Annotated in this window: 20 protein-coding genes and 1 tRNA gene; 15 read left to right on the top strand and 6 right to left on the bottom strand. The window is 73.0% G+C overall.

Annotated elements, in window-relative coordinates; translation table 11 throughout:
• The first annotated feature begins 129 nt into the window (after nt 1-129).
• Together CHC11_RS26050 and nudC are read left to right on the top strand one after the other, a co-directional pair.
• The gene (locus CHC11_RS26050; protein ID WP_245919771.1) at nt 130-1,515 is read left to right on the top strand and encodes a dipeptidase; all 1,386 of its coding nucleotides are present in this window, start codon (nt 130-132) and stop codon (nt 1,513-1,515) included.
• Nucleotides 1,516-1,535: 20 nt separating this feature from the next.
• On the top strand, nt 1,536-2,489 hold the full coding sequence (gene nudC / locus CHC11_RS26045; RefSeq protein WP_089314432.1) for an NAD(+) diphosphatase: 954 nt from the start codon (nt 1,536-1,538) through the stop codon (nt 2,487-2,489).
• Between the two features lie 61 nt (nt 2,490-2,550).
• On the opposite strand, the gene CHC11_RS26040 is transcribed toward nudC, so the two are convergent.
• Nucleotides 2,551-2,841 (bottom strand): mycoredoxin, encoded by a 291-nt coding sequence (locus tag CHC11_RS26040; RefSeq protein ID WP_089314431.1) that lies wholly within the window; start codon nt 2,839-2,841, stop codon nt 2,551-2,553.
• A 128-nt stretch (nt 2,842-2,969) separates the two neighbouring features.
• Between CHC11_RS26040 and CHC11_RS26035 the strand changes: the two genes are divergently transcribed.
• From CHC11_RS26035 to CHC11_RS26015, 5 genes are all read left to right on the top strand, one after another.
• Nucleotides 2,970-5,036 carry an ATP-dependent DNA helicase UvrD2 gene (locus CHC11_RS26035; RefSeq protein WP_089314430.1) on the top strand — a complete coding sequence of 689 codons (2,067 nt, stop codon included), beginning with the start codon at nt 2,970-2,972 and terminating at the stop codon, nt 5,034-5,036.
• An 88-nt stretch (nt 5,037-5,124) separates the two neighbouring features.
• A complete protein-coding gene (tesB, locus tag CHC11_RS26030) occupies nt 5,125-6,015 on the top strand; it encodes an acyl-CoA thioesterase II (RefSeq protein WP_089314429.1) in 891 nt (296 codons plus the stop codon).
• A 71-nt stretch (nt 6,016-6,086) separates the two neighbouring features.
• Complete coding sequence (locus CHC11_RS26025) at nt 6,087-6,626, top strand: hypothetical protein (protein ID WP_179278997.1); 540 nt, start codon at nt 6,087-6,089, stop codon at nt 6,624-6,626.
• Between the two features lie 119 nt (nt 6,627-6,745).
• Nucleotides 6,746-7,024, top strand: a complete 279-nt coding sequence (locus CHC11_RS26020) for a WhiB family transcriptional regulator (RefSeq protein ID WP_089314535.1) — start codon at nt 6,746-6,748, stop codon at nt 7,022-7,024.
• Between the two features lie 96 nt (nt 7,025-7,120).
• The gene (locus CHC11_RS26015; RefSeq protein ID WP_143227323.1) at nt 7,121-7,339 is read left to right on the top strand and encodes a hypothetical protein; all 219 of its coding nucleotides are present in this window, start codon (nt 7,121-7,123) and stop codon (nt 7,337-7,339) included.
• A gap of 270 nt (nt 7,340-7,609) precedes the next feature.
• On the opposite strand, the gene CHC11_RS26010 is transcribed toward CHC11_RS26015, so the two are convergent.
• Nucleotides 7,610-8,941: an ABC1 kinase family protein gene (locus CHC11_RS26010; protein WP_089314534.1), complete on the bottom strand. Its 1,332-nt coding sequence runs from the start codon at nt 8,939-8,941 to the stop codon at nt 7,610-7,612.
• A 173-nt stretch (nt 8,942-9,114) separates the two neighbouring features.
• Here CHC11_RS26010 and CHC11_RS26005 point away from each other — a divergent pair, with 173 nt between their 5' ends.
• From CHC11_RS26005 to CHC11_RS25995, 3 genes are all read left to right on the top strand, one after another.
• Complete coding sequence (locus tag CHC11_RS26005; RefSeq protein ID WP_089314426.1) at nt 9,115-9,915, top strand: enoyl-CoA hydratase/isomerase family protein; 801 nt, start codon at nt 9,115-9,117, stop codon at nt 9,913-9,915.
• A 185-nt stretch (nt 9,916-10,100) separates the two neighbouring features.
• Nucleotides 10,101-10,643 (top strand): M48 metallopeptidase family protein, encoded by a 543-nt coding sequence (locus tag CHC11_RS26000; RefSeq protein WP_179279007.1) that lies wholly within the window; start codon nt 10,101-10,103, stop codon nt 10,641-10,643.
• Complete coding sequence (locus tag CHC11_RS25995; protein WP_245919769.1) at nt 10,640-11,311, top strand: glycosyltransferase family protein; 672 nt, start codon at nt 10,640-10,642, stop codon at nt 11,309-11,311. Before CHC11_RS26000 ends, CHC11_RS25995 begins: the two co-directional genes overlap by 4 nt.
• 32 nt (nt 11,312-11,343) lie before the next feature.
• Here the strand turns inward: CHC11_RS25995 and CHC11_RS25990 are convergent, their stop codons facing one another.
• Genes CHC11_RS25990 through CHC11_RS25985 form a run of 3 tightly spaced genes read right to left on the bottom strand, consistent with a single transcriptional unit; the run spans nt 11,344 to nt 13,506 of the window.
• Entirely contained in the window at nt 11,344-11,895 is a 552-nt protein-coding gene (locus CHC11_RS25990; protein ID WP_245919767.1) for an NUDIX hydrolase, read from the bottom strand.
• Nucleotides 11,896-11,917: 22 nt separating this feature from the next.
• The gene (locus CHC11_RS41595) at nt 11,918-12,094 is read right to left on the bottom strand and encodes a hypothetical protein (protein WP_179278996.1); all 177 of its coding nucleotides are present in this window, start codon (nt 12,092-12,094) and stop codon (nt 11,918-11,920) included.
• On the bottom strand, nt 12,091-13,506 hold the full coding sequence (locus CHC11_RS25985) for a zinc-dependent metalloprotease (protein ID WP_089314424.1): 1,416 nt from the start codon (nt 13,504-13,506) through the stop codon (nt 12,091-12,093). The genes CHC11_RS41595 and CHC11_RS25985 overlap by 4 nt, the downstream gene beginning before the upstream one ends.
• 89 nt (nt 13,507-13,595) lie before the next feature.
• Here CHC11_RS25985 and CHC11_RS25980 point away from each other — a divergent pair, with 89 nt between their 5' ends.
• Nucleotides 13,596-14,678, top strand: a complete 1,083-nt coding sequence (locus tag CHC11_RS25980; protein WP_089314423.1) for an NAD-dependent epimerase/dehydratase family protein — start codon at nt 13,596-13,598, stop codon at nt 14,676-14,678.
• Nucleotides 14,679-14,718: 40 nt separating this feature from the next.
• On the opposite strand, the gene CHC11_RS25975 is transcribed toward CHC11_RS25980, so the two are convergent.
• A complete protein-coding gene (locus tag CHC11_RS25975; protein WP_089314422.1) occupies nt 14,719-17,637 on the bottom strand; it encodes a UPF0182 family membrane protein in 2,919 nt (972 codons plus the stop codon).
• A 118-nt stretch (nt 17,638-17,755) separates the two neighbouring features.
• Between CHC11_RS25975 and CHC11_RS25970 the strand changes: the two genes are divergently transcribed.
• From CHC11_RS25970 to CHC11_RS25955, 4 genes are all read left to right on the top strand, one after another.
• Nucleotides 17,756-18,286, top strand: a complete 531-nt coding sequence (locus CHC11_RS25970) for a PPA1309 family protein (protein ID WP_089314421.1) — start codon at nt 17,756-17,758, stop codon at nt 18,284-18,286.
• Between the two features lie 33 nt (nt 18,287-18,319).
• A complete protein-coding gene (locus CHC11_RS25965) occupies nt 18,320-18,763 on the top strand; it encodes a molybdenum cofactor biosynthesis protein MoaE (protein WP_179278995.1) in 444 nt (147 codons plus the stop codon).
• Nucleotides 18,764-18,790: 27 nt separating this feature from the next.
• Nucleotides 18,791-19,840 carry a YlbL family protein gene (locus CHC11_RS25960; RefSeq protein ID WP_089314419.1) on the top strand — a complete coding sequence of 350 codons (1,050 nt, stop codon included), beginning with the start codon at nt 18,791-18,793 and terminating at the stop codon, nt 19,838-19,840.
• A 49-nt stretch (nt 19,841-19,889) separates the two neighbouring features.
• Nucleotides 19,890-19,963, top strand: a tRNA-Met gene (locus CHC11_RS25955).
• The last annotated feature ends 193 nt before the right edge of the window (nt 19,964-20,156 follow it).

The following is a 20,156-nucleotide window of genomic DNA, read 5'->3' as shown; positions in this document are numbered from 1 at the left end:
GCGATCGAGGCAAGGGGATCCCTTACTGTGATTCTCCAGTCTCGGGGAACACCCGAGGAGTCGGGACGTCCGGAGATCCCGGACAGAGGTCACTCGGCCCGACATTACGACATGCGAAGGGGCATGCAGGTGAACGACGTAGTCGCCTACATCCAGGCGGACCGCGACCGGTTCGTCGCCGACCTCAAGGAGTGGCTGGCGATCCCGTCCATCTCCGGGGACCCGGCCCACGCCGAGGATGTGCGCACCTCCGCCGGATGGCTCGCCGAGTACCTGCGCGGGCAGGGCTTCCCCACCGTCGAGGTCTGGGAGACCCCCGGCCTGCCCGCGGTGTACGCCGAATGGCCCGCCGAGGACCCGCAGGCCCCGACGGTCGTCGTCTACGGGCACCACGACGTCCAGCCGGTCGAGCCGCTGGAGGAGTGGGAGACCGACCCGTTCAAGCCCGTCGAGAAGGGCGACCGGCTCATCGGGCGCGGCGCGTCCGACGACAAGGGCCAGGTGTTCTTCCACACCCTCGGCATCCGCGCGGCGCTCGCCGCGTCCGGGCGGCAGTCCCCGCCCGTCACCGTCAAGCTGCTGGTCGAGGGCGAGGAGGAGTCCGGCTCGGTGCACTTCGCCGAGCTGCTGCGCACCCACCGCGACCGGCTCGCCTGCGACGCCGTCGTCATCAGCGACACCACCATGTGGTCGGCGGACGTGCCGTCCATGTGCACCGGCATGCGCGGCCTCGCCGACGCCGAGGTCACGCTGCGCGGCCCGGACGGCGACCTGCACTCCGGCTCGTTCGGCGGCGCCGTCCCCAACCCGCTGCACGCGATGGCCTCGCTGCTCGCCGCCCTGCACGACGCCGACGGCCGCGTCGCCGTCCCCGGCTTCTACGACGACGTCGTCCCGCTGAGCGACGAGGAGCGGGAGCTGTTCGCCCGGCTGCCGTTCGACGAGGCCGAGTGGCTGCGAACCGCGGGGAACAGCCGCGCCGCCCACGGCGAGAAGGGCTACACGACCCTCGAACGCGTCTGGGCCCGGCCGACCGCCGAGATCAACGGCATGTGGGGCGGGCACACCGGCCCGGGCGGCAAGACGATCGTCCCCCGCGAGGCGCACGCCAAGATCTCGTTCCGGCTCGCCGCCGGGCAGGACCCCCGCAGGGTCCAGGACCAGTTCCGGGCGTGGGTCGCCGAGCAGGCGCCGCCCGGCGTCGAGGCCGAGGTCCGCGTCTCGGGCGGCGGCGTCCGGCCCTGCTTCTCGCCGATCGACTCGCCCGGCGTCAAGGCCGCGCGGCGCGCCATGGAGCGGGCGTTCGGCACCGAGGTGCTGTTCACCCGCGAGGGCGGCAGCGGTCCCGAGGCCGACCTCGCCGACATCCTGGAGGCGCCGCTGATCTTCGTCGCGGTCGGGCTGGACGGCGACCGCATCCACGCCCCCAACGAGAAGGTCGAGATCCCGCTGCTGCTCAAGGGCGCCGAGACCGCCGCGTACCTGTGGGAAGAACTCGCGGCCGCGCTGCGCTGAACACGCAGGAGAGGAGCACGATGACCGACGCCCCGCTGGACAGTCCGCCTGCTCCGCAGGAGACGTCCGCCGCCCCGCTGGAGTGGCTCGCGCTCGCGCGCGGCACGCTCGACCGCGTCGCGCTGAACCGGCGCGACGAGGCCTGGCTGGACGCGGCGTGGGCGGACCCCAGGACGCGCGTCCTGGTCATCCAGGAAGGCCGGTCGCCGGTCACCTTCGAGCCCGCTCCCGCGCTCGTCCTCGTCCCGCCGGACCAGGCGCCGGACGGCGACCGGTGGCTTCTCGGCGTCGACGGCGACGGCGTCGCCCACTTCGGGGTGAGCGGCCCGCTGCCCGTCGTCGAGGGGGCGCGGCCGGCGGGGCTCCGCGGCGTCGGCGCCCTGCTCGGCGACCAGGACTCCGGCCTGCTCACCCATGCCGTCGCCCTGGAGCACTGGCACGGCACCCACCGGCACTGCCCGCGGTGCGGCGCCCGGACGCGCGTGGCGTCCGCCGGGCACGTGCGCGTCTGCCCCGAGGACGGCTCGCAGCACTTCCCGCGCGTCGACCCCGCCGTGATCATGCTGGTGACGGACGAGGCCGACCGCGTGCTGCTGGCCCGCGGCCCGCAGTGGCCCGCCGACCGCCGCTCGATCCTCGCCGGGTTCGTCGAGCCGGGCGAGTCCCTCGAACAGGCCGTCGCGCGGGAGGTGCAGGAGGAGGTCGGGCTGCCCGTCCGGGACGTCCGCTACCTCGGCAGCCAGCCGTGGCCGCTGCCGCAGAGCCTCATGCTCGGGTTCACCGCGCGGACGGACGGGGGCCTCCCGCTGCGCCCCGACCCCGAGGAGATCCTGGACGCCGCCTGGTACACGCGCGAAGAGCTGCGCGCCGCCGTCGACGCGGGGGAGATCGTCGCACCGGGCCCGCTGTCCATCGCCGCCCAGCTCATCATGCGCTGGTACGGCGGCGAACTCCCCAAGATGCCGGCGTTCTAGGGGGGATCGCGCACGCGGGAGGCCCGCCGACCGGACGGCCGGCGGGCCTCCTCCTCGGGTCTCAGCCCGCGTCGGCGATCTGCGCGAGGCGGCGCTTGACCTCCTTGGCGCTGGGGTTGGTCGCGGCCGTGCCGTCGGGGAACACCAGGGTCGGGACCGTCTGGTTGCCGCCGTTGACCTTCATCACGAACTCGGCGGCCTCGGGGTCGCGCTCGATGTCGACCTCCACCATCTGGATGCCGTCGCGGGCCAGCTGGCTCTTCAGCCGCCGGCAGAACCCGCACCAGGACGTCGTGTACATGGTGAGCTGGCCGGCCGCGCCCTTGGCCTGCTCGGTCGTCGGCGTCGCCATCGCTTCCGCGTCTCCTTGCGCTAGGGGGTGTGCCTCCGCAAGAACAGTAGACAGCCGTTTCCCATTCCGCGTCGTCCACAGGCGGCGGGATGGCTGATACAGGTGAGGCGGGCTGCGAGTATGGGGGAATGTCAGCTGAGTCGGTGCTGGAGGGACTCGATCCCGAGCAGCGGGCGGTCGCCGAGGCGGTGAAAGGCCCGGTCTGCGTCCTCGCGGGCGCCGGGACGGGCAAGACCAGGGCCATCACCCACCGGATCGCCTACGCCACCCTCACCGGCGTCGTGACGCCGCAGCGGGTGCTCGCCGTGACGTTCACCACACGGGCGGCGGGGGAGCTGCGCAGCCGGCTGCGGCAGCTCGGCGCGCCCGGCGTGCAGGCCCGCACGTTCCACGCGGCCGCGCTGCGGCAGCTCCACTACTTCTGGCCGCGCGTCGTCGGCGGCGAGCCGCCGAAGATCGTCGACTCGAAGATCAAGCTGGTCGCGGACGCGGCGCGGGCGTGCCGGCTCACGCTCGGCCGCACGGAGCTGCGCGACGTCGCGGGCGAGATCGAATGGGCGAAGGTCACCCAGAACCGCCCCGAGGACTACCCGGCCGCGGTCGTGAAGGCGGGCCGCCGGCCGCCCGCCGAGGTCGTCGACGTGGCCCGCGTCTACGCGATGTACGAGCAGCTCAGGCGCGAGCGCAACCTGCTCGACTTCGAGGGCATGCTGGAGCTGACCGCCGCCGTCCTCACCGAGCACCGCGAGGTCGCCAACCAGGTCCGCGAGCAGTACCGGTACTTCGTCGTGGACGAGTTCCAGGACGTCAACCCGCTGCAGAAGATGCTGCTCGACACCTGGCTCGGCGACCGCGACGACCTGTGCGTCGTCGGCGACCCCAACCAGACGATCTACTCCTTCACCGGCGCGTCCCCCTCCCACCTGCTCGACTTCACCCGCGAGCACCCCGACGCCAAGGTCGTCAGGCTCGTCCGCGACTACCGCTCGACACCGCAGGTCGTCCGGCTGGCGAACGGGGTGATCGGGCAGGCGCGCGGCGCGCGGCACAGGCTGGAGCTGGTCGCGCAGCGCGAGAACGGGCCCGAGCCCGTGTTCAACGAGTACGACGACGAGGTCGCCGAGGCCGACGACGCCGCCCGGCGGGCCCGCAAGCTGATCGAGGAGGGCGTCCCCGCGCGGGAGATCGCGATCCTGTACCGGATCAACGCGCAGTCCGAGACGTACGAGTCGGCGCTCGCGGCCGTGGGCGTCCCGTACGTGCTGCGCGGCGCGGAGCGCTTCTTCGAGCGGCCCGAGGTGCGCGAGGCCGTGGTCCGGCTGCGCGGTGCGGCCCGGGCGGGCGCCGACGCCGAGACCGACGGGATGGGGCTGATCCAGACCGTCCGGCACGTCCTGAGCGGGGCGGGGTTCTCCGACCGGCCGCCCGAGGGCGCGGGCGCGGCCCGCGCGCGCTGGGAGTCCCTGGCGGCGCTGGCGCAGCTCGCCGAGGACATGGCCGCCGAGAACCCCGGGGCCGGGCTCACCGAGTTCGTCGCCGAGCTGGAGGAGCGCGCCGCCGCGCAGCACGCGCCGCCGCTGGAGGGCGTCACGCTCGCCTCGCTGCACGCCGCCAAGGGCCTGGAGTGGGACGCGGTGTTCCTCGTCGGGCTGGCCGAGGGCACGCTGCCCATCGTCTACGCCAAGACGCCCGAGCAGATCGAGGAGGAGCGCCGCCTCCTGTACGTCGGCGTGACGCGGGCCCGCGTGCACCTGAACCTGTCGTGGGCGCTGGCGCGCTCGCCCGGGGGAACGCAGGCCCGCCGCCCGTCCCGCTTCCTGGACGGCCTGACCGGCAAGACCACCACGCACACGCCCGCGCGCGTCGACCGGTCGAAGCGGCGCCCCGCCAAGGGGCCGCAGCCGTGCCGCGTGTGCGGCCGCCCGCTGACCGCCGCCGTCGAGCGCAAGCTCGGCCGCTGCGAAGACTGCCCCTCCGAGCTGAACGAGGAGCTCCTCCTCGCGCTCAGGGAGTGGCGCGCCGAGGCGTCGGCGGAGCAGAAGGTGCCCGCGTACGTGGTGTTCACCGACGCGACGCTCCAGGCGATCGCCGAGCACGCCCCCGAATCCCGGGAGGACCTGGCCCGCATCCCCGGCGTCGGCAGGGTCAAGCTCGACCGCTACGGCGATGCCGTCCTCGGTCTCTGCGGGCACTGAGGCCGCGGGGCGGGACCGGCGCGCGGGTGCGTCCGGCGTCACGGGGTGAGACCTGGCTCACTCAGGCCGATAGGGAAGACTGGCCGCCGTGAAGGAATCGCTGAAGGCACTGCTGGACCTGCTCGACCTGGAGCAGATCGAGAATGACATCTTCCGCGGCCGCAGCCCCGAAGAGCGGCGGCAGCGCGTGTTCGGGGGTCAGGTGGCGGGGCAGGCGCTCGTCGCCGCCGGGCGCACCGTCCCCGCGAACCGGCCCGTCCACTCGCTGCACGCCTACTTCATCCGGCCCGGCGATCCGCTGGTCCCGCTCGTCTACACCGTCGACCGGGTCCGGGACGGGCGGTCCTTCACCACCCGCCGCGTCACGGCCGTGCAGCACGGCAAGGCGATCTTCACGCTGTCGGCGTCGTTCCAGGTCGACGAGGACGGCCCGTTCCACCAGGCCCCGATGCCGGAGGCCCCCGCCCCGGAGACGCTGCCGGACGGCCTGACCCGCCTCACGCCGCTGTTCGGCGAGGTCGGCGCGCGCGAGTTCGTCACCCGCCGCCCGTTCGACATCCGGCACGCGACGCCGCTGACGTGGGAGGCGGCCAAGGACCCCGCCCTCGCCACGCCCGAGTCGAAGGTGTGGCTGAAGGTGGACGGCGAACTGCCGCACGACCCGCTGCTGCACGTGTGCCTCATGACCTATGCCTCGGACATGACGCTGCTCGACACCGTCCTGCTCAACCACGGGCTGGCCTGGGGCGACAAGCGGACGATGGGCGCCAGCCTCGACCACGCGATGTGGTTCCACCGTCCGTTCCGCGCCGACGACTGGCTGCTGTACTACCAGGACACGCCGTTCGCCGGCGGCGCCCGCGGGCTCGCCCGCGGCCAGGTGTTCACCCGCTCGGGGGAACTGGTCGTGTCGGTCATGCAGGAGGGCCTCGTCCGCGTCTCCGACACCGAACGCAGGCGCCCGGAGACCCGTCCGTGAGATGATCGTTCCGTACGGGGCTCCCGGGAGTTTCGATGCTCGCGAGGCGCACCGGGTTCTGTGGAACGAGGGTGAAGTCCCCCACGAAACCGCAGGTCAAAAATATCTTGCTTGATCCGGCGGAGTCCCCGTACGCTCGACGCGAGCAATCAACCGGCCGACCGGTGTGGATCTTGAATCCGCCGGCCCCGGCCCGAGGAGCCAGAGAGGTGGTGTGCAGTCCGGTGAGCAACACGTTGACCAAATCCGCGTCGTCCTGGACCGCGGCCTGCTCTGGCGCCTCGCTGCCAGGCATCTCCGCGTCCCGCGCCCCGATGACCCGTCTCTCGATGCCCGGCGAGCCCGCCGCGTATTTCGGGGCGTCCGGCGTCGAGGCGTCCGCCGCGCGAAAGCGTGAGAGCGGCATGTGGCGGCGCGACGAGCGCGGGCTGCGCGGCACGAATCTGTGCGCTCAGCGCTTCGAGCAGCGAATCCAGGACGACCAGGGGCGCAGTGTCTTCGAACACCTTTTCGAGGACATGAGCGCTCCGGCTCCGGCCACGGCCCACGTGGGCGTCACCCGCACGGGTGGCGTGTCGGGTCCGTACCCCTGGAGGCGACGACCGGTCTAGAACGAAGACCGGCAAGCCCCCAGGCCGCGGATCCAGACACCGGATCCGCGGCCTTCTTCTTTGTCCAGACCCACCGACACGCCCGTTGAGATCCAACGAGAGGAACAAGGGTGACTGTGATGCAGGGGGCTCTCGCAGTGTGCGAGGAGGACCTCACGCTTCCGTGCCGGACCGACCCGGAGCTGTTCTTCGCCGAGGCTCCCGCCGACGTCGAGCTCGCCAAGGCCCTGTGCCTGGAGTGCCCGCTCCGCAGGGAGTGCCTCGCCGGGGCGCTGGAGCGCAAGGAGCCCTGGGGCGTCTGGGGCGGCGAACTGTTCGTCCGCGGTGTGATCGTGCCGCGCAAGCGGCCGCGCGGCCGCCCGCGCAAGCACCCGCGGCCCGACGAAGTGGCGGCGTGAGGCACGATGCCCACCGCGCCGGTGATCGGCCGAACCGAACCCGGAGGCGCGGCCCCCGCGCGGGGACCGCGCCTCCGGGCGGCCGTGGAGAACGAGATGACGGTGTTCAGCGAGATGACGTTGCTCAGCCAGGATCTGTCCCGGGAGCGAATACCGGCGACCGTGCCCGACGAGCTCGCCGCCCGCGTGGTCGCGCTCAGGCGCGCCCGCCGGGAGGCGCGGACCAGGGCGTCGCGGGTGCGGCGCGTCCTGCTCGCGCCCACCGCGGCCGGCGAGGCGTACGCGCACCCGCAGCGGCCGCGGCACCGGGACTGACCGACGAACCGGGAACCGATCGACGAACCGGGAAACCGGTCGCGAAGCAGGACTGAAAGGCCCAGAGCTCGCCGGTCGCAGGCCGCCGTCCGTCCTTTCTTGGATGGTTTGGCGGACGGCACGCCTCCCGGCGGGCACGTGGAGCGCGTCCCGTGGCCCACTCACCGGACGCGCGAAGAGCGGGGCCCCGCACACCTCATCAGTGCGCGGGGCCCCCGAGCCTCTCCAGGTGCCGACGCTTCCGCGCGCGGCGCATGCCGGGTGCAGCCGTCAGCCGCCGACCAGCTCGCCGTCCGCGTCGTCGGCGAAGCCGGGCACCCACTTCAGCGACTCGGCGCGGGCCGGGATCTCGCACTCGAGCTGGCACAGCACGCCGGTGCCCGCCGACAGCACCCGGTGGATGATCACGTACTCGGGCGGCAGGTTCAGCTGCCGGACGACGTTGGAGGGCCGCAGGTCGGTGACCCGGGCGGCCATGTCGCGCAGCCACTCGCGGTTGAACTCGAACGTCTCGGTGACGAACGGCTCGGTGATCGGCGCGAGGAACCCCTGCAGCGACTCGGCGTCGATCTCCACCCCCTCGCGGATGAAGTCCTCCCGGCGCAGGGCCTCCTCGACCTCGTCGATGTCGGCCATCGTGCCGATCCGCAGCAGCAGCCCGAGCCGCCGCTGGAACCCGCCGGGGATGCGGTCGACGGCGCCGAAGTCCAGGACGCCGAGCCGGCCGTCCTCCAGCAGCCGGAAGTTGCCGGGGTGCGGGTCGCCGTGCAGCATCCCCGACCGCTTCGGCCCCGACAGCAGGAACCGGCAGTACAGCAGGGCCGCGTGGTCGCGGGTCTCCTGGTCCCCGTCGCTGATGATCTTCGAGAGCGCGGTGCCGTCCATCCACTCGCTGATCAGGATGTCGCCGGACTGCGCGATGACCTCGGGGATGGCGAAGTCGGGGTCGTCCAGATATGCCTCGCGGAACCGCGTTTGCGACTCGGCCTCGATCGTGTAGTCGAGCTCCTCGGCCACCCGCTCCCTGAGCTCGGCCAGCATCGACTTGACGTCCAGGCCCGGCATCAGCACCCCGAACAGCCGGCCCAGCCGGGCGAGCTGGTTGAAGTCGCTGATCAGCGCCTTGCCCGCGCCCGGGTACTGCACCTTCACCGCGACGGCCCGGCCGTCGTGCCAGACCGCGCGGTGCACCTGGCCGATCGACGCCGCGGCGGCCGGCCGGTCGTCGAACGACTCGAAGTAGTCCCGCCAGTCCTCCCCGAGGAACTCCTCCAGCACCTTGTGGACGGTCGACACCGGCAGCGGGGGAGCGGCCTCCTGCAGCTTGGTCAGCGTGGCCCGGTACGGGCCGGCGATCTCCGGCGGAAGCGCCGCCTCGAAGATCGACAGCATCTGGCCGAGCTTCATCGCGCCGCCCTTGAGCTCGCCGAGCACCTTGAACAGCTGCTCGGCGGTCCGGGTCTGGATCTCCATCGCGACCGTCTCCGCCGGCCGGCCGAAGGTCCGCTTTCCCATGCCGAGGGCGGTGCGTCCCGCGAAGCCGATGGGGAGGGACGCCAGCTTTGCTGACCGCGTCACCGCGCGGCGGGGAAGATCGCTCACGCCGACCATTGTCGGTGATCCACTGTCATTCACGCCACAACCATCCCCAACTCTCCCCGAAGCCGGAACCGTCCCCCCCGCTTGACCTGGTCAAACGTGGTAAGTGTGCGCTTTCTCACGCGTGGGAGGGGCCGCGCGGCGCGCGCCGCGGCGGGCGCGGTACGGTGCCGGACATGTCCGCGGAGCCTGCCGATGTGCTATTGATCGACCGCCGTCCCGACGGGGTCGCCGTCCTGACCCTCAACGACCCCGGCCGCCGCAACGCGATGGCGGACGGCCTCACCGCCGCGTGGAAGCGGGCCGTCGAGGACCTGCGCGCCGACCCGGCGCTGCGCTGCGTCGTCGTGACCGGCGCCGGCACCGCCTTCAGCTCCGGCGGCGAACTGTCCTGGCTGGCCGGAACCGGTGACGTCGCCGTCCCGCCGCTGCGCGACCGGATGCTGGAGTTCTACCGGACGTGGCTCGCGATCCGCGGCCTGGAAGTGCCGACGATCGCCGCCGTCAACGGGCACGCGGTCGGCGCCGGCCTCTGCCTCGCGCTGGCCTGCGACCTGCGGTACGCGGCGCGGGACGCCAAGCTGCTCGCCCCGTTTACCGCGCTCGGCCTGCACCCCGGAATGGCCGCGACCTGGCTGTTCCCCGAGGTCGCCGGGCTGCCGCTGGCCCGCGAGATGCTGCTGGCCGGACGGGTCCTCACCGGTGCCGAGGCCGCCGGGCACGGCCTGGTCAACCGGGCCTTCCCGCGCGAGGACGTGCTGGCGGAGTCCCTCGCCGTCGCCGCCCGCGTCGCCGCGCAGGCGCCGATCGCGACCCGGCTCACCAAGGTCGCCCTGGCGAACGGCGGCCACCCCGACATGGAGTCGGCGCTGCGCTGGGAGTCCCTCGCCCAGCCGGTGACGATGGCGTCCCGGGACATGCGCGAAGGGCTCGCGGCGCAGCGGGAGAAGCGCAGCCCCCAATTCTCAGGCGAGTAAAGTGCGCGGGCCACCGCCGAAACCGTCCGCCGAGATTGGTGGAAGCGTTGGAGAACTGTCCAAAACGTAGGGGTTGACCTGCGATAACGTCAAACACCCCCTGTGGATTTGGCAAAAATTCGAGTACGGTTCTGACCGTGCCCCCTAACGTTGAGGTCCGCCGCAGCCCGAGGCGCAGGCGCACCGTGTCCGCCTACCGTGAGGGCGACAAGGTGGTGGTGATGGTTCCGTCCAGGCTGAGCAAGGCCGAAGAGGAACAGTGGATCGCGACCATCCTCGAACGCCTCGCGGAGAGGGAGCGCCGACGGCGGCCCACAGACGCCGACCTCCAGTCCCGCGCACGCGAGCTGTCCCGCCGCTACCTGGCCGGCCGCGCCGACCCGGTCAGCGTCCGCTGGGTCGCCAACCAGCGCGCCCGCTGGGGGTCGTGCACCCCCGACGACGGCACCATCCGGCTGTCCACGCGGCTGCGCGGCATGCCCGGCTGGGTCGTGGACTACGTCCTGGTCCACGAGCTGGCACACCTGCTCATCCCCGGGCACGGCGCCGACTTCTGGCAGCTGGTCGGCAACTACCCGAAGGCCGACCGCGCCCGCGGCTACCTGGAAGGCGTCGCCGCCGCCGCCCACCTGCCGCTCGAAGCGGACGCCCCGGGCGACGTCGCGGACATCCACCACGGCGACGGCCTGCACCCCGGCGAGGAGTTCCCGCACGAGGCCGCCGGGTGACCGACCAGGCCACCACGGCGCCGAGGCCCGCAGGCCCGGCGCGCTGCGCCGCCGTGCTCGCGTGGCCGTCCCGCTCCGCCGTGCCGCCCGGCCTCGACCCGGAGGAATTCCGGCTCGCGCTGCTCGAGGACACCTACGAGGTCGTCGCCGGACTCGAACTGGTGACGCCCGCGCTCGTCCTGGACCCGCCGGACCAGCCGGACGCCGAGGCCGTCACCTGGCCGGGCACGCCGATCGTCCGGGAGGCCACCCTCGCCGGCGCGTTCGCCGCCCTGCACGCCCTCGGCGCCGAGACCGCCGCGCTGATCGCCGCCGACGCCCCCGACCTGCCGGGGCTGCTGCTCGGCAAGCTCTTCCGCGCCCTCGGCACCGCCCCGGCCGCCGCCTGCCGGGCCGAAGGCCCCGCCGCCCGCGGCGACGGCCTGGTCGCCCTCGCCGCCCGCCTCCCGCTGCCCGGCTGGCTGGCCGGCGCCCTGCGCGAGGTCGACCTCGACACCCCCGACGCCCTCGCCCGGCTCCGCGCCGCCGCGCCGCGCCCCGGGCTCGTGCCGCAGGGCCCCGGCTGGCACCGCCTCCGCACCCTCGACGACCTGCGGTTCCTCGACCCCGGCCTGGAAGGCTGGGAGAACACCCGCGCCCTCCTGGAAGGCCGCCCGCTCGGCCGCTGACGACGGTGCGCGCCGCCGACGAGGCCACGACGTCACGCGCTCGCGGCCACCGCCCGGGACACCAGGCGCCGGACCGCCGCGTCGGCCGACTCCGGCAGACCGTCCACCGGGAACCAGCGGAGATCGTCCGACTCGTCCGAGATCGCGTGCCGGGCGCCCTCCGGAGCGACCGCGACGTACTGCACGTCCAGATGCCAGGTGCCCTGCGGATGGCAGGGGACCTCGTGCCGGTCGAGCTGGACCGGTCCCGGCACCAGCCGCAGGCCCGCGATGCCCGACTCCTCCGTCGCCTCCCGGAGCGCCGCGCCCGCGAGCGCGAGATCGCCCGGCTCGCAGTGCCCGCCGAGCTGGAGCCACGCCTTGACCTTCGAGTGCAGCGTCAGCAGGACCCGGGTACCGGACGCGTCGAGAACGGCGGTGCTGGCGGTGATGTGCCCGTCCGCGCACTCGCGCCACAGACCGTCCGCCGGATGCTCCTCCAGATGCCGCAGGAACTCCAGCCGCAGCCCGTCCTGGGCGGGATCGGGCGCCTGCCAGGACGAAAGGACGCGCACGGCGTCGCCGTAGAGGACCTCTGACGTCACGACCGCGTGCCCGGCGAGCGCCTCACGCGCGGCCGACGCGCGGGTAGCGGGAGTTGTCGGGGCGGCGGCGGCGCCGCTCCTGGTCGAGCGGCCGCTGCCAGCACAGGCTCGCCCGCGCGACCCGCCTCCGGATCGCGTTCGTGGACGAGCCGGGCTCGTACCGGCAGCCGTTCACCCGCGACGGGCGCGACCGGCTCATGAGCGCGGCCCCTCGTCGCCGGGCCCCCGTTCGCCGCCGGGATCACCGCCGTCCGGCTCCTCCCCGGCGTCCTTCGCGTCGCCGGACTCCTTCTCGTCGGGCTTGCCGTCCTCGTCCAGCCCCTTGGTGAGCTTGGACAGGTCGATGTCGGACAGGCCCTCGATCTCGTCCCGGCCGTGGACGAAGCCCTCCGGGTCGTCCAGGTCGTCGGACGTCGGCAGCAGGTCGGGGTGCTCCCAGACCGCGTCCCGGCCCTCGGTGCCGCGCGCCTCGGTCAGCGACCGCCACAGCGCCGCCGCCTCCCGCAGCCGGCGCGGCCGCAGTTCGAGGCCGACGAGCGTCGCGAACGTCCGCTCCGCCGGACCCCCCGTCGCGCGGCGCCGCCGCACCGCCTCCGCCAGCTTCACCGAGCCGGGCAGCCGGCCCTGCGCGGCCTCGTTCACGACCGTGTCGACCCAGCCCTCGACCAGCGCCAGCGTCGTCTCCAGCCGGGCCAGCGCCGCCTTCTGCCGCGGCGTCTCCTCGGGCTGAAGCTGGATCTCCCCGCCGAGCGCCTCCTGGATGGCCTCCGGGTTGCTCATGTCGAGCCCCTGGACGGCCTGCTCGATGCCCGACAGGTCGACGGTGATGCCGCGCGCGTACTCCTCGACCGCGCCCAGCAGGTGCGAGCGCAGCCACGGCACGTGCGTGAACAGCCGCTGGTGCGCGGCCTCCCGCAGCGCCAGGTAGAGCCGGACCTCGTCGGAGGAGACCTCCAGGCCCTCCCCGAACGCCTCGACGCCCGCGGGCAGCAGCGCCCCGACGCCGTCGGGCGCCAGCGGCAGCCCCACGTCGGCGGAGCCGGTCACCTCGCGGGCCAGCCCGCCGAGGGCCTGCCCGGCCTGCCCGCCGACCATCGCCCCGGCCATCTGCTTGACCATCCCGATCAGCGGGCCCGCCATCGCCTGCATCTCGGTGGGCATCTCGCCGCCGCCGAGCGCCCCGCCCATCGAGTCGACCATGCGGGACGCGATCGGGTCGCACACCTTCGCCCACACCGGGAGCGTCTGCTCGATCCACTCCGACCGGCTCCACGCCTGCGGGGTGCGGATCCCGGCGGGCAGCGTCGTCCGCTCGTCCAGCCACAGCTCCGCCAGGCGCAGCGCCTCCTCGACCTGGCGCCGCTCGGCGTCCACGACCGACGGGTCGCCCTGCTCCACCACGGAGTGCCGGGCGATGTTCTTGGCCAGGTCCCAGTTCAGGGGGCCGCCGCCCTCGCCGCCCGCACCCTGCGCGCCGATCATGTCCGCGAACCGGTGCAGCATGTCGGCGAACTGTGCCATGTCGCCGCCCATGCCCTTGAACGGATCCTGGGGCCGGTCGTCGTCGTCGCCGTCCCCGGGACGGTTGAAGCCGAACGGGGTGTCACTCATCGGTTTGCCCCTGGGATGCATGATGGGCTCATATCCGCAACGTTAGCCGGTCCCGGCAAGGTCGCGTACTCAAGGAAGGGGGCACCCCCGTGGCAACGGGCAAGGTTCGCCCTCGGCGTAGCAAGGGCCCGGTCGTCGCCGTCACCGGCGCGGCCACCGGCGCGGGGCGGCTGCTGGCCGCCCGGCTCGCCGAACGGGAAGAGATCCGCAAGGTCGTCGCCATCGACGGGCACCGCGGCGACGTGCCCGGCGTCACCTGGCGTGTCGTCGACATCAGGGATCCGCTGCTGCCCGGCCGGCTCTCCGACGTCGACGTGATCGTCAACCTGGACCTCGAACGGTCCCCCGACGTGGACCCGCGCGAGCGCCGCACCCACAACGTCCGCGGCGCCCAGACCGTGGTCACCGCCGCGGCGGCGGCCCGCGTCCGGCGCGTGGTCCTCGTCACGTCCGCGATGGTGTACGGGGCGGGGCCCGGCAACGAGGTGCCGCTGAGCGAGGACGCGCCGCTGCTCGCCGAGGCCAGCACCTCCATCGCCGGCGACTACCTGGAGATCGAGGAGCTGGCCGCCACCGCGCACCTCACCCACCCCGGGGTGGAGGTCACCGTCGTCCGCCCGGCCGCGCTCGCCGGGCCCGGCGTGGACACCGTCGTCACCCGGCACTTCGAGGCGCCCCGGCTGCTGTCGGTCAAGGGCAGCACGCCCGGCTGGCAGTTCTGCCACATCGAGGACCTCGCGTCCGCCCTGGACCTCGTCGTCGCCGCGAACGTGCCCGGCCCCCTCGCCGTCGGCTCCGAGGGCTGGCTCGGCCCCGAGGAGGTCGCCGAGATCACCGGCAAGCGCCCCATCGAGCTGCCCGCCGCCCTCACCTTCGGGATGGCGCAGCGCCTGCACCGGCTCGGCATGACCCCCGCGCCGGCCACCGACCTGCACTACGTCGCCTACCCGTGGGTCGTGGACTGCGCGCGGTTGCGCGCCGCCGGCTGGAAGCCCCTCCACGACAACGCCGCCGCCCTGCGCGCCGTGATGGAGGAGACCGCCGGACGGCACGCCGTCGTCGGCCGCCGCGTCGGCGGCAAGGAGGCCACCATGGCGACCGCCGCGGGCGCCACCGTCGCCGCGATCGGCGCGGCCGCCGCCATCCGCCGCGCCCGCAGGCGCCGCCGCTGAACCCCGCCGGCCGGCCCGTCCGGGCGGGCCGGCGGCACCGTCAGCTCGCCGGCGGCGTGGCGCTCGGCGAGGCGGACGGCGACGGCGACCCCGACGGGCTCGGCGACGGGCCGGGGGAGGTCTTCGGCGGCTCCCGGCCCGCGGCCGACAGCGCCGCCTGCGCGTCCTTGATCCGCTTCCATGCCTCGCCCATGCCCGGGTAGTCGCCCTTCTTCTGGGCGCTCTCGTAGTCGGCCACGGCGGCCTTCAAATCCTCGATCGCCTTCTGCGCGGGCGCGCTCAGCTGCTGGTCCGGCGGCGGCTGCGACCCCGGCCGGGCCGGGGCGCCGGTGCCGCCGAGCACCTGCTTCAACGCCTCATCGAGCGTGTCGGCCGCGGCGATGCCCTCCCCGTACCGCACGAGGATCTTGCCGCGGATCGGGTAGGGCTGCTGCTCGGAGCCCCCCGCCGCCTTCGTGTACATCGGCTCCACGTACAGCAGGCCGCCCCCGAACGGGATCGTCAGCAGGTTGCCCGGGACGGTCTTCGTCCCGCCCTGCCGCAACGCGAACAGATCGGCCTTCACCTTCGGATCGGTCTCGAAGGAGTTCTGCACCTGGCCGGGCCCCGCCGGCTGCGCGTTGCGCGGCATCTGCAGGATCTGGATCTGCCCGTAGTCGCGCCCCGGGTTCGACCCCACCGACATGAACGCGGCCAGCTGCGGGTTGCCTCGCGGGTTGAACACCGTGGTCAGCGAGAAGGACTGGTCGTCCTGGCCCGGCATCCGCAGGCTCTGGTAGTAGGGGGGCTGCTGCTTGCCCCTGGCGGACGGGTCCTCGGGCACCTCCCAGAAGCCCTCCCCGTTGTAGAACGCCGACGGGTCCGTCACGTGGTACTTCGTGAGGATCTTCCGCTGGACCTTGAACTGGTCCTGCGGATAGCGGAAGTGCGACTCCAGCTCCGGCGGGATCGACGACCGCGGCTGCACCGTGCCGTCGAACACCTTCATCCACGTCTTGGTGATCGGGTCGTTCTCGTCCCACTGGTAGAGGTGGACGGTGCCGTCGTAGGCGTCCACCGTCGCCTTCACCGAGTTGCGCAGGTAGTTGATGTGGTCGTTGGCCTGCCGCGCCACCGCCGACCGCGTGTCGGTGATCGTGTCGCGGGTGGCCTCCCCGAGGCTCATCTCCTCCGAGTACGGGTAGCTGCCGGACGTCGTGTAGCCGTCCACCACCCACAGGATGCGGCCGTTCACCACCGTCGGGTACGGGTCGCCGTCCAGCGTCAGCCACGGCGCCGCCTTCTGCACCATCTGCCGCGGCGACCGGTCGTAGAGGATCTTCGCGTTCCTGTCGATCGCGCCCGACAGCAGCAGGTTCTTGTCCTGGAACTTCGCCGAGTACAGCAGCCGGTGCGCGAACGAGTCGACGGGCACGCCGCCCTGCCCGTCGTAGGTGCTGCTCTGCTGCCCCGAGGGGCTGTTGTCGGGGTAGTTCAGCTCCTGCTGCCCGCGGCCGCCGACCACCGAGTACCGCGGCGAGCGCTCCCCGAAGTAGATCTCCGGCTGCGCCACCTTGATCGGCTGGTTCGGGGACGCCGGCATGTCCGGGGTGATGAAGGCGGGCTCCGTCGAGTCGAAACGGTCGCCGTAGGCGGACACGAACCCGTAGCCGTGCGTGTAGACCATGTGGTCCTTCACCCAGCTGCGCTGCCCCACCGGCGCCCCGGACAGCTCGCGCAGCGCCACCACGGTGTCGACGAGCTTGCCGTCCACCTGGTAGCGGTCCACGTCCAGCGTGTCGGGGAACCGGTAGAACGGCCGGATCCGCTGCAACTGCTGGAACGTCTCGCCCACCACGTTCGGATCGAGGACGCGCACCCCGTTCTGCCCGAGCTTGGCGGCCTCGTCCTGGAGGGACTTCTTGTCGGTCCCCGGCTGCGACCCGTACGGGACGACACGCGCCCCGTCCACCCCGTAGGCCCTGCGCGTGAACTCGATGTTGCGCTGGATGAACTGGCGCTCCCTGGCCAGCTCGTCCGGCTTCACCTGGAACTGCTGGATCAGCAGCGGGTACACCCCGCCCAGCAGGATCGCCGACAGCACCAGCAGCGTGAACCCGACGCCCGGCAGCATCATGCCGCGCCGCAGCAGGTTGCTGAAGAACATGACGGCGCACAGCAGGGCGATCACGGCCAGGATCGTCTTCGCCGGCAGCAGCGCGTTCACGTCCGTGTAGGACGCGCCCGTCGCCACCCCGCGCTCCGAATGCACCAGCCCGTACCGGTCGAACCAGTACGCGACCGCCTTCAGCAGGATGAACAACCCGAACAGCACCGACAGGTGCGCCCGCGCGGGCGGGCTCGCCTTGTCGCCCGGCCCCTGCAGCCGCAGCCCCCCGTACAGGTAGTGCACCATCACCGCGGCCAGGATCGACAGGATCACCGTCGCGAAGACCACCCCGATGACCAGGCGCAGGAACGGATACGTGAAGACGTAGAACGAGACGTCCTTGTGGAACTGCGGGTCCTCCACGCCGAACGGCGTCCGGTTCAGGAACGCCAGCCACACGGGCCACTGGCCCGCCACCGACGACCCCGTCAGCATCCCCAGCACCCCGAGCAGGCCCCACGCGATCAGCCGCCGCCGCGGGTCGATCACCGCCCGGTAGCGCTCCAGCCCCTGCTGCTCCACCGACAGGGGGCGGTACGCCGGGCGCAGCCGGTACGCCACCACCACGTTCGCGCCCACCACCAGCGCCATCAGCAGCCCCGCCCCGAAGAACAGCACCGCCTTCGCCCGCAGCTGCGTCGTGTAGACCGACGAGAAACCGATCGAGCGGTACCACAGCAGGTCCGTGTACACCGCCGTGAACACCAGGAAGGCGACCAGCAGCGCGGCCAGCGCCACCATCACCGGCAGCAGCAGCCGCGTCCGTCCGGTACCGAGCCGGCGCCCGAAACCGGGAGTCCGGAAGGTCAAGTGGCCCCTCCGATCGAGATCTCTCCCACCGGCCGCCCGCCGGTGCTGTAGATGCAACTTACCGACTGGCACGGGGGTTCCCGCACTTCCCCGGGCTGAATGGGGGAAAGATGGGCCCGTGAGTCTTCTGGAAGAAGTCGTGCTGGACCTCGAACGTCACTCGGCCCAGGAGGGCTGGGACAGCGCGCCGCGCATCTACGCCCTCGTCCGCAGCTCCGAACTGCGCCGCGCCGAGCCCGAGCTCGCCGAGCAGCTCGGCCTGCGGGAAGGCGCCGACACCCTCGCCGCCCTCGAACAACCCGCCCTGCCCGACCAGGCCGGCGTCGAGGACGCCCTCGCCACCATCGCCTGGCCCGACACGGTCGAGGGCTGCGCCCTCGTCCTGGAACGGATCGTCCTGCCGCCCGAGGTCGAGGAGGAGATCCCCGAGGAGGAGGCCCGGGCCGCCGAGTTCGCCGCGTCCCACCCCAGGCGCGAGGACGTGCGCATGATCGTCGGCGTGCTGCGCGACGGCGCCCGGCACTCCGCCCTCCGGCTGCGCCGCCACGACGCCGACGACGAGGTCCTCACCGGCCCCGACCTCGTCCCCGCCCTCGCCGAGGCCCTCGCCGCCACCCTCGAACCCGACGAGCCCGGCACACCCGAGTAAAGGCGGCAGTCCCGGAGAGGTAGCCTGCGGAACGTGAGCCAAAGCGCTACCGGCGGGGACGTCATCCGGCTGATCGGCGTCCGCGACACGCCCCTGTCCGTCGACGAGGTGTACGCCGCCGTCGGCGCCCCCGGCGCCGGCGGCACCGCCGTCTTCGCCGGCGCCGTCCGCGACACCGACCACGCCCGCGCCGTCACCGCACTCTCCTACAGCGCCCACCCCAGCGCCGAGCGCGAACTCCGCGCCGTCATGGAGAAGGTCGCCGCCGACTTCCCCGTCCTCGGCCTCGCCGCCCTCCACCGCGTCGGCGACCTGCGCATCGGCGACATCGCCGTCGTCGTCGCCGCGTCCTGCCCCCACCGCGAAGAGGCCTTCGCCGCCTGCCGCCGCCTCATCGACGACCTCAAGGCCAGCGTCCCCATCTGGAAGCACCAGACGTTCGCCGACGGAGGCGACGAGTGGGTCGGAGCCTGCTGAGAGCCCGAACCGCATAGAGTCTCCGGCATGTCTCGTCGTGCCGCCACGCTCACCCTCGCGAGCGTGCTCGTCCTCGTGCTCGCCGTCGTCGGCTCCGTCATGCGCGTCCCGTACGTCGCCCTGATGCCCGGCCCCACGAGCAACACCCTCGGGACGAACGACAAAGGCCAGCCCCTCATCAGGATCGAAGGCCGCCAGACCTACCCCGACCAGGGCCACCTCAACTTCACCACCGTCACCTACCGCGGCGGCCCCGGCGGACGCATCGACCTGTTCACCGCCCTGCGCGGCTGGTTCGCCGGCGACACCGCCATCGTCCCCGAAGAGACGATCTTCCCCAAGGACGAGTCGCCCAAGCAGGTCGACCAGGAGAACACCCGGGCGATGCAGGACTCCCAGCAGAACGCCGAAGCCGCCGCCCTCCACGAACTCGGCGTCCCCGTCACCACCCGCGTCGTCGTCGACGGCGTCCAGAAGGGGCGCCCCGCAGACGGCGCCCTCAAACCCGGCGACGAGATCACCGCCCTCGACGGCGCCGCCGTCTCCAGCGTCTCCCAGGTCACCGGCACCATGGCCAAGCGCGCGATCGGCGCCCCCGTCACCCTCGCCTACACGCGCGACGGCAAGCAGGGCAAGGCCACCCTCAAGACCGTCGCCGACCCCGGCGGCAAGCGCGCCGTCGTCGGCATCGTCCTCTCCGACCAGTACAAGTTCCCCTTCAAGATCGACATCAGCATCGGCGACATCGGCGGCCCCTCCGCCGGCCTCATGTTCTCCCTCGCCATCGTCGACAAACTCACCCCCGGCCCCCTCACCCAGGGCAGATTCATCGCCGGCACCGGCACCATCACCCCCGACGGCAAGGTCGGCCCCATCGGCGGCATCCAGCAGAAGATGATCGCCGCCCGCAGGGCCGGCGCCACCGTCTTCCTCACCCCCAAGGACAACTGCGCCGACGCCGCCGGCTCCCGCCCCGACGGCCTCCGCCTCGTCCGCGCCGACACCCTCCACGACGCCGTCCAATCCCTCAACGCCCTCACGAGCGGCAAAGGCACCGTCCCCGCCTGCACCCGATGACGCACCCGTACGAACCACTCCGCCCCATGCCATAGACTTAAGACATCACCGCGGGGTGGAGCAGTTCGGTAGCTCGCTGGGCTCATAACCCAGAGGTCGCAGGTTCAAATCCTGCCCCCGCTACTGGTCCTAGGGCCCTCTTGGTCGCAGGCTTTGCCTGCTCCCCAAGGGGGCCCTTCGCATTTCGCCCGGGGGGCGACCCCCCGGATCCCCCCGTTCCTCCGCCTCCCCCACCCGCCCGCCCCTGGGGCTCCGCCCCTAGACCCCCTTTCGGCTTCGCCCCTCGAAGCCCGCCCTCGACCCCCCGCGTGCCCGT

The sequence above is a fragment of the Actinomadura mexicana genome (assembly GCF_900188105.1).
GTDB lineage: Bacteria > Actinomycetota > Actinomycetes > Streptosporangiales > Streptosporangiaceae > Spirillospora > Spirillospora mexicana.
This window is presented reverse-complemented; position numbering and strand designations above follow the sequence as displayed.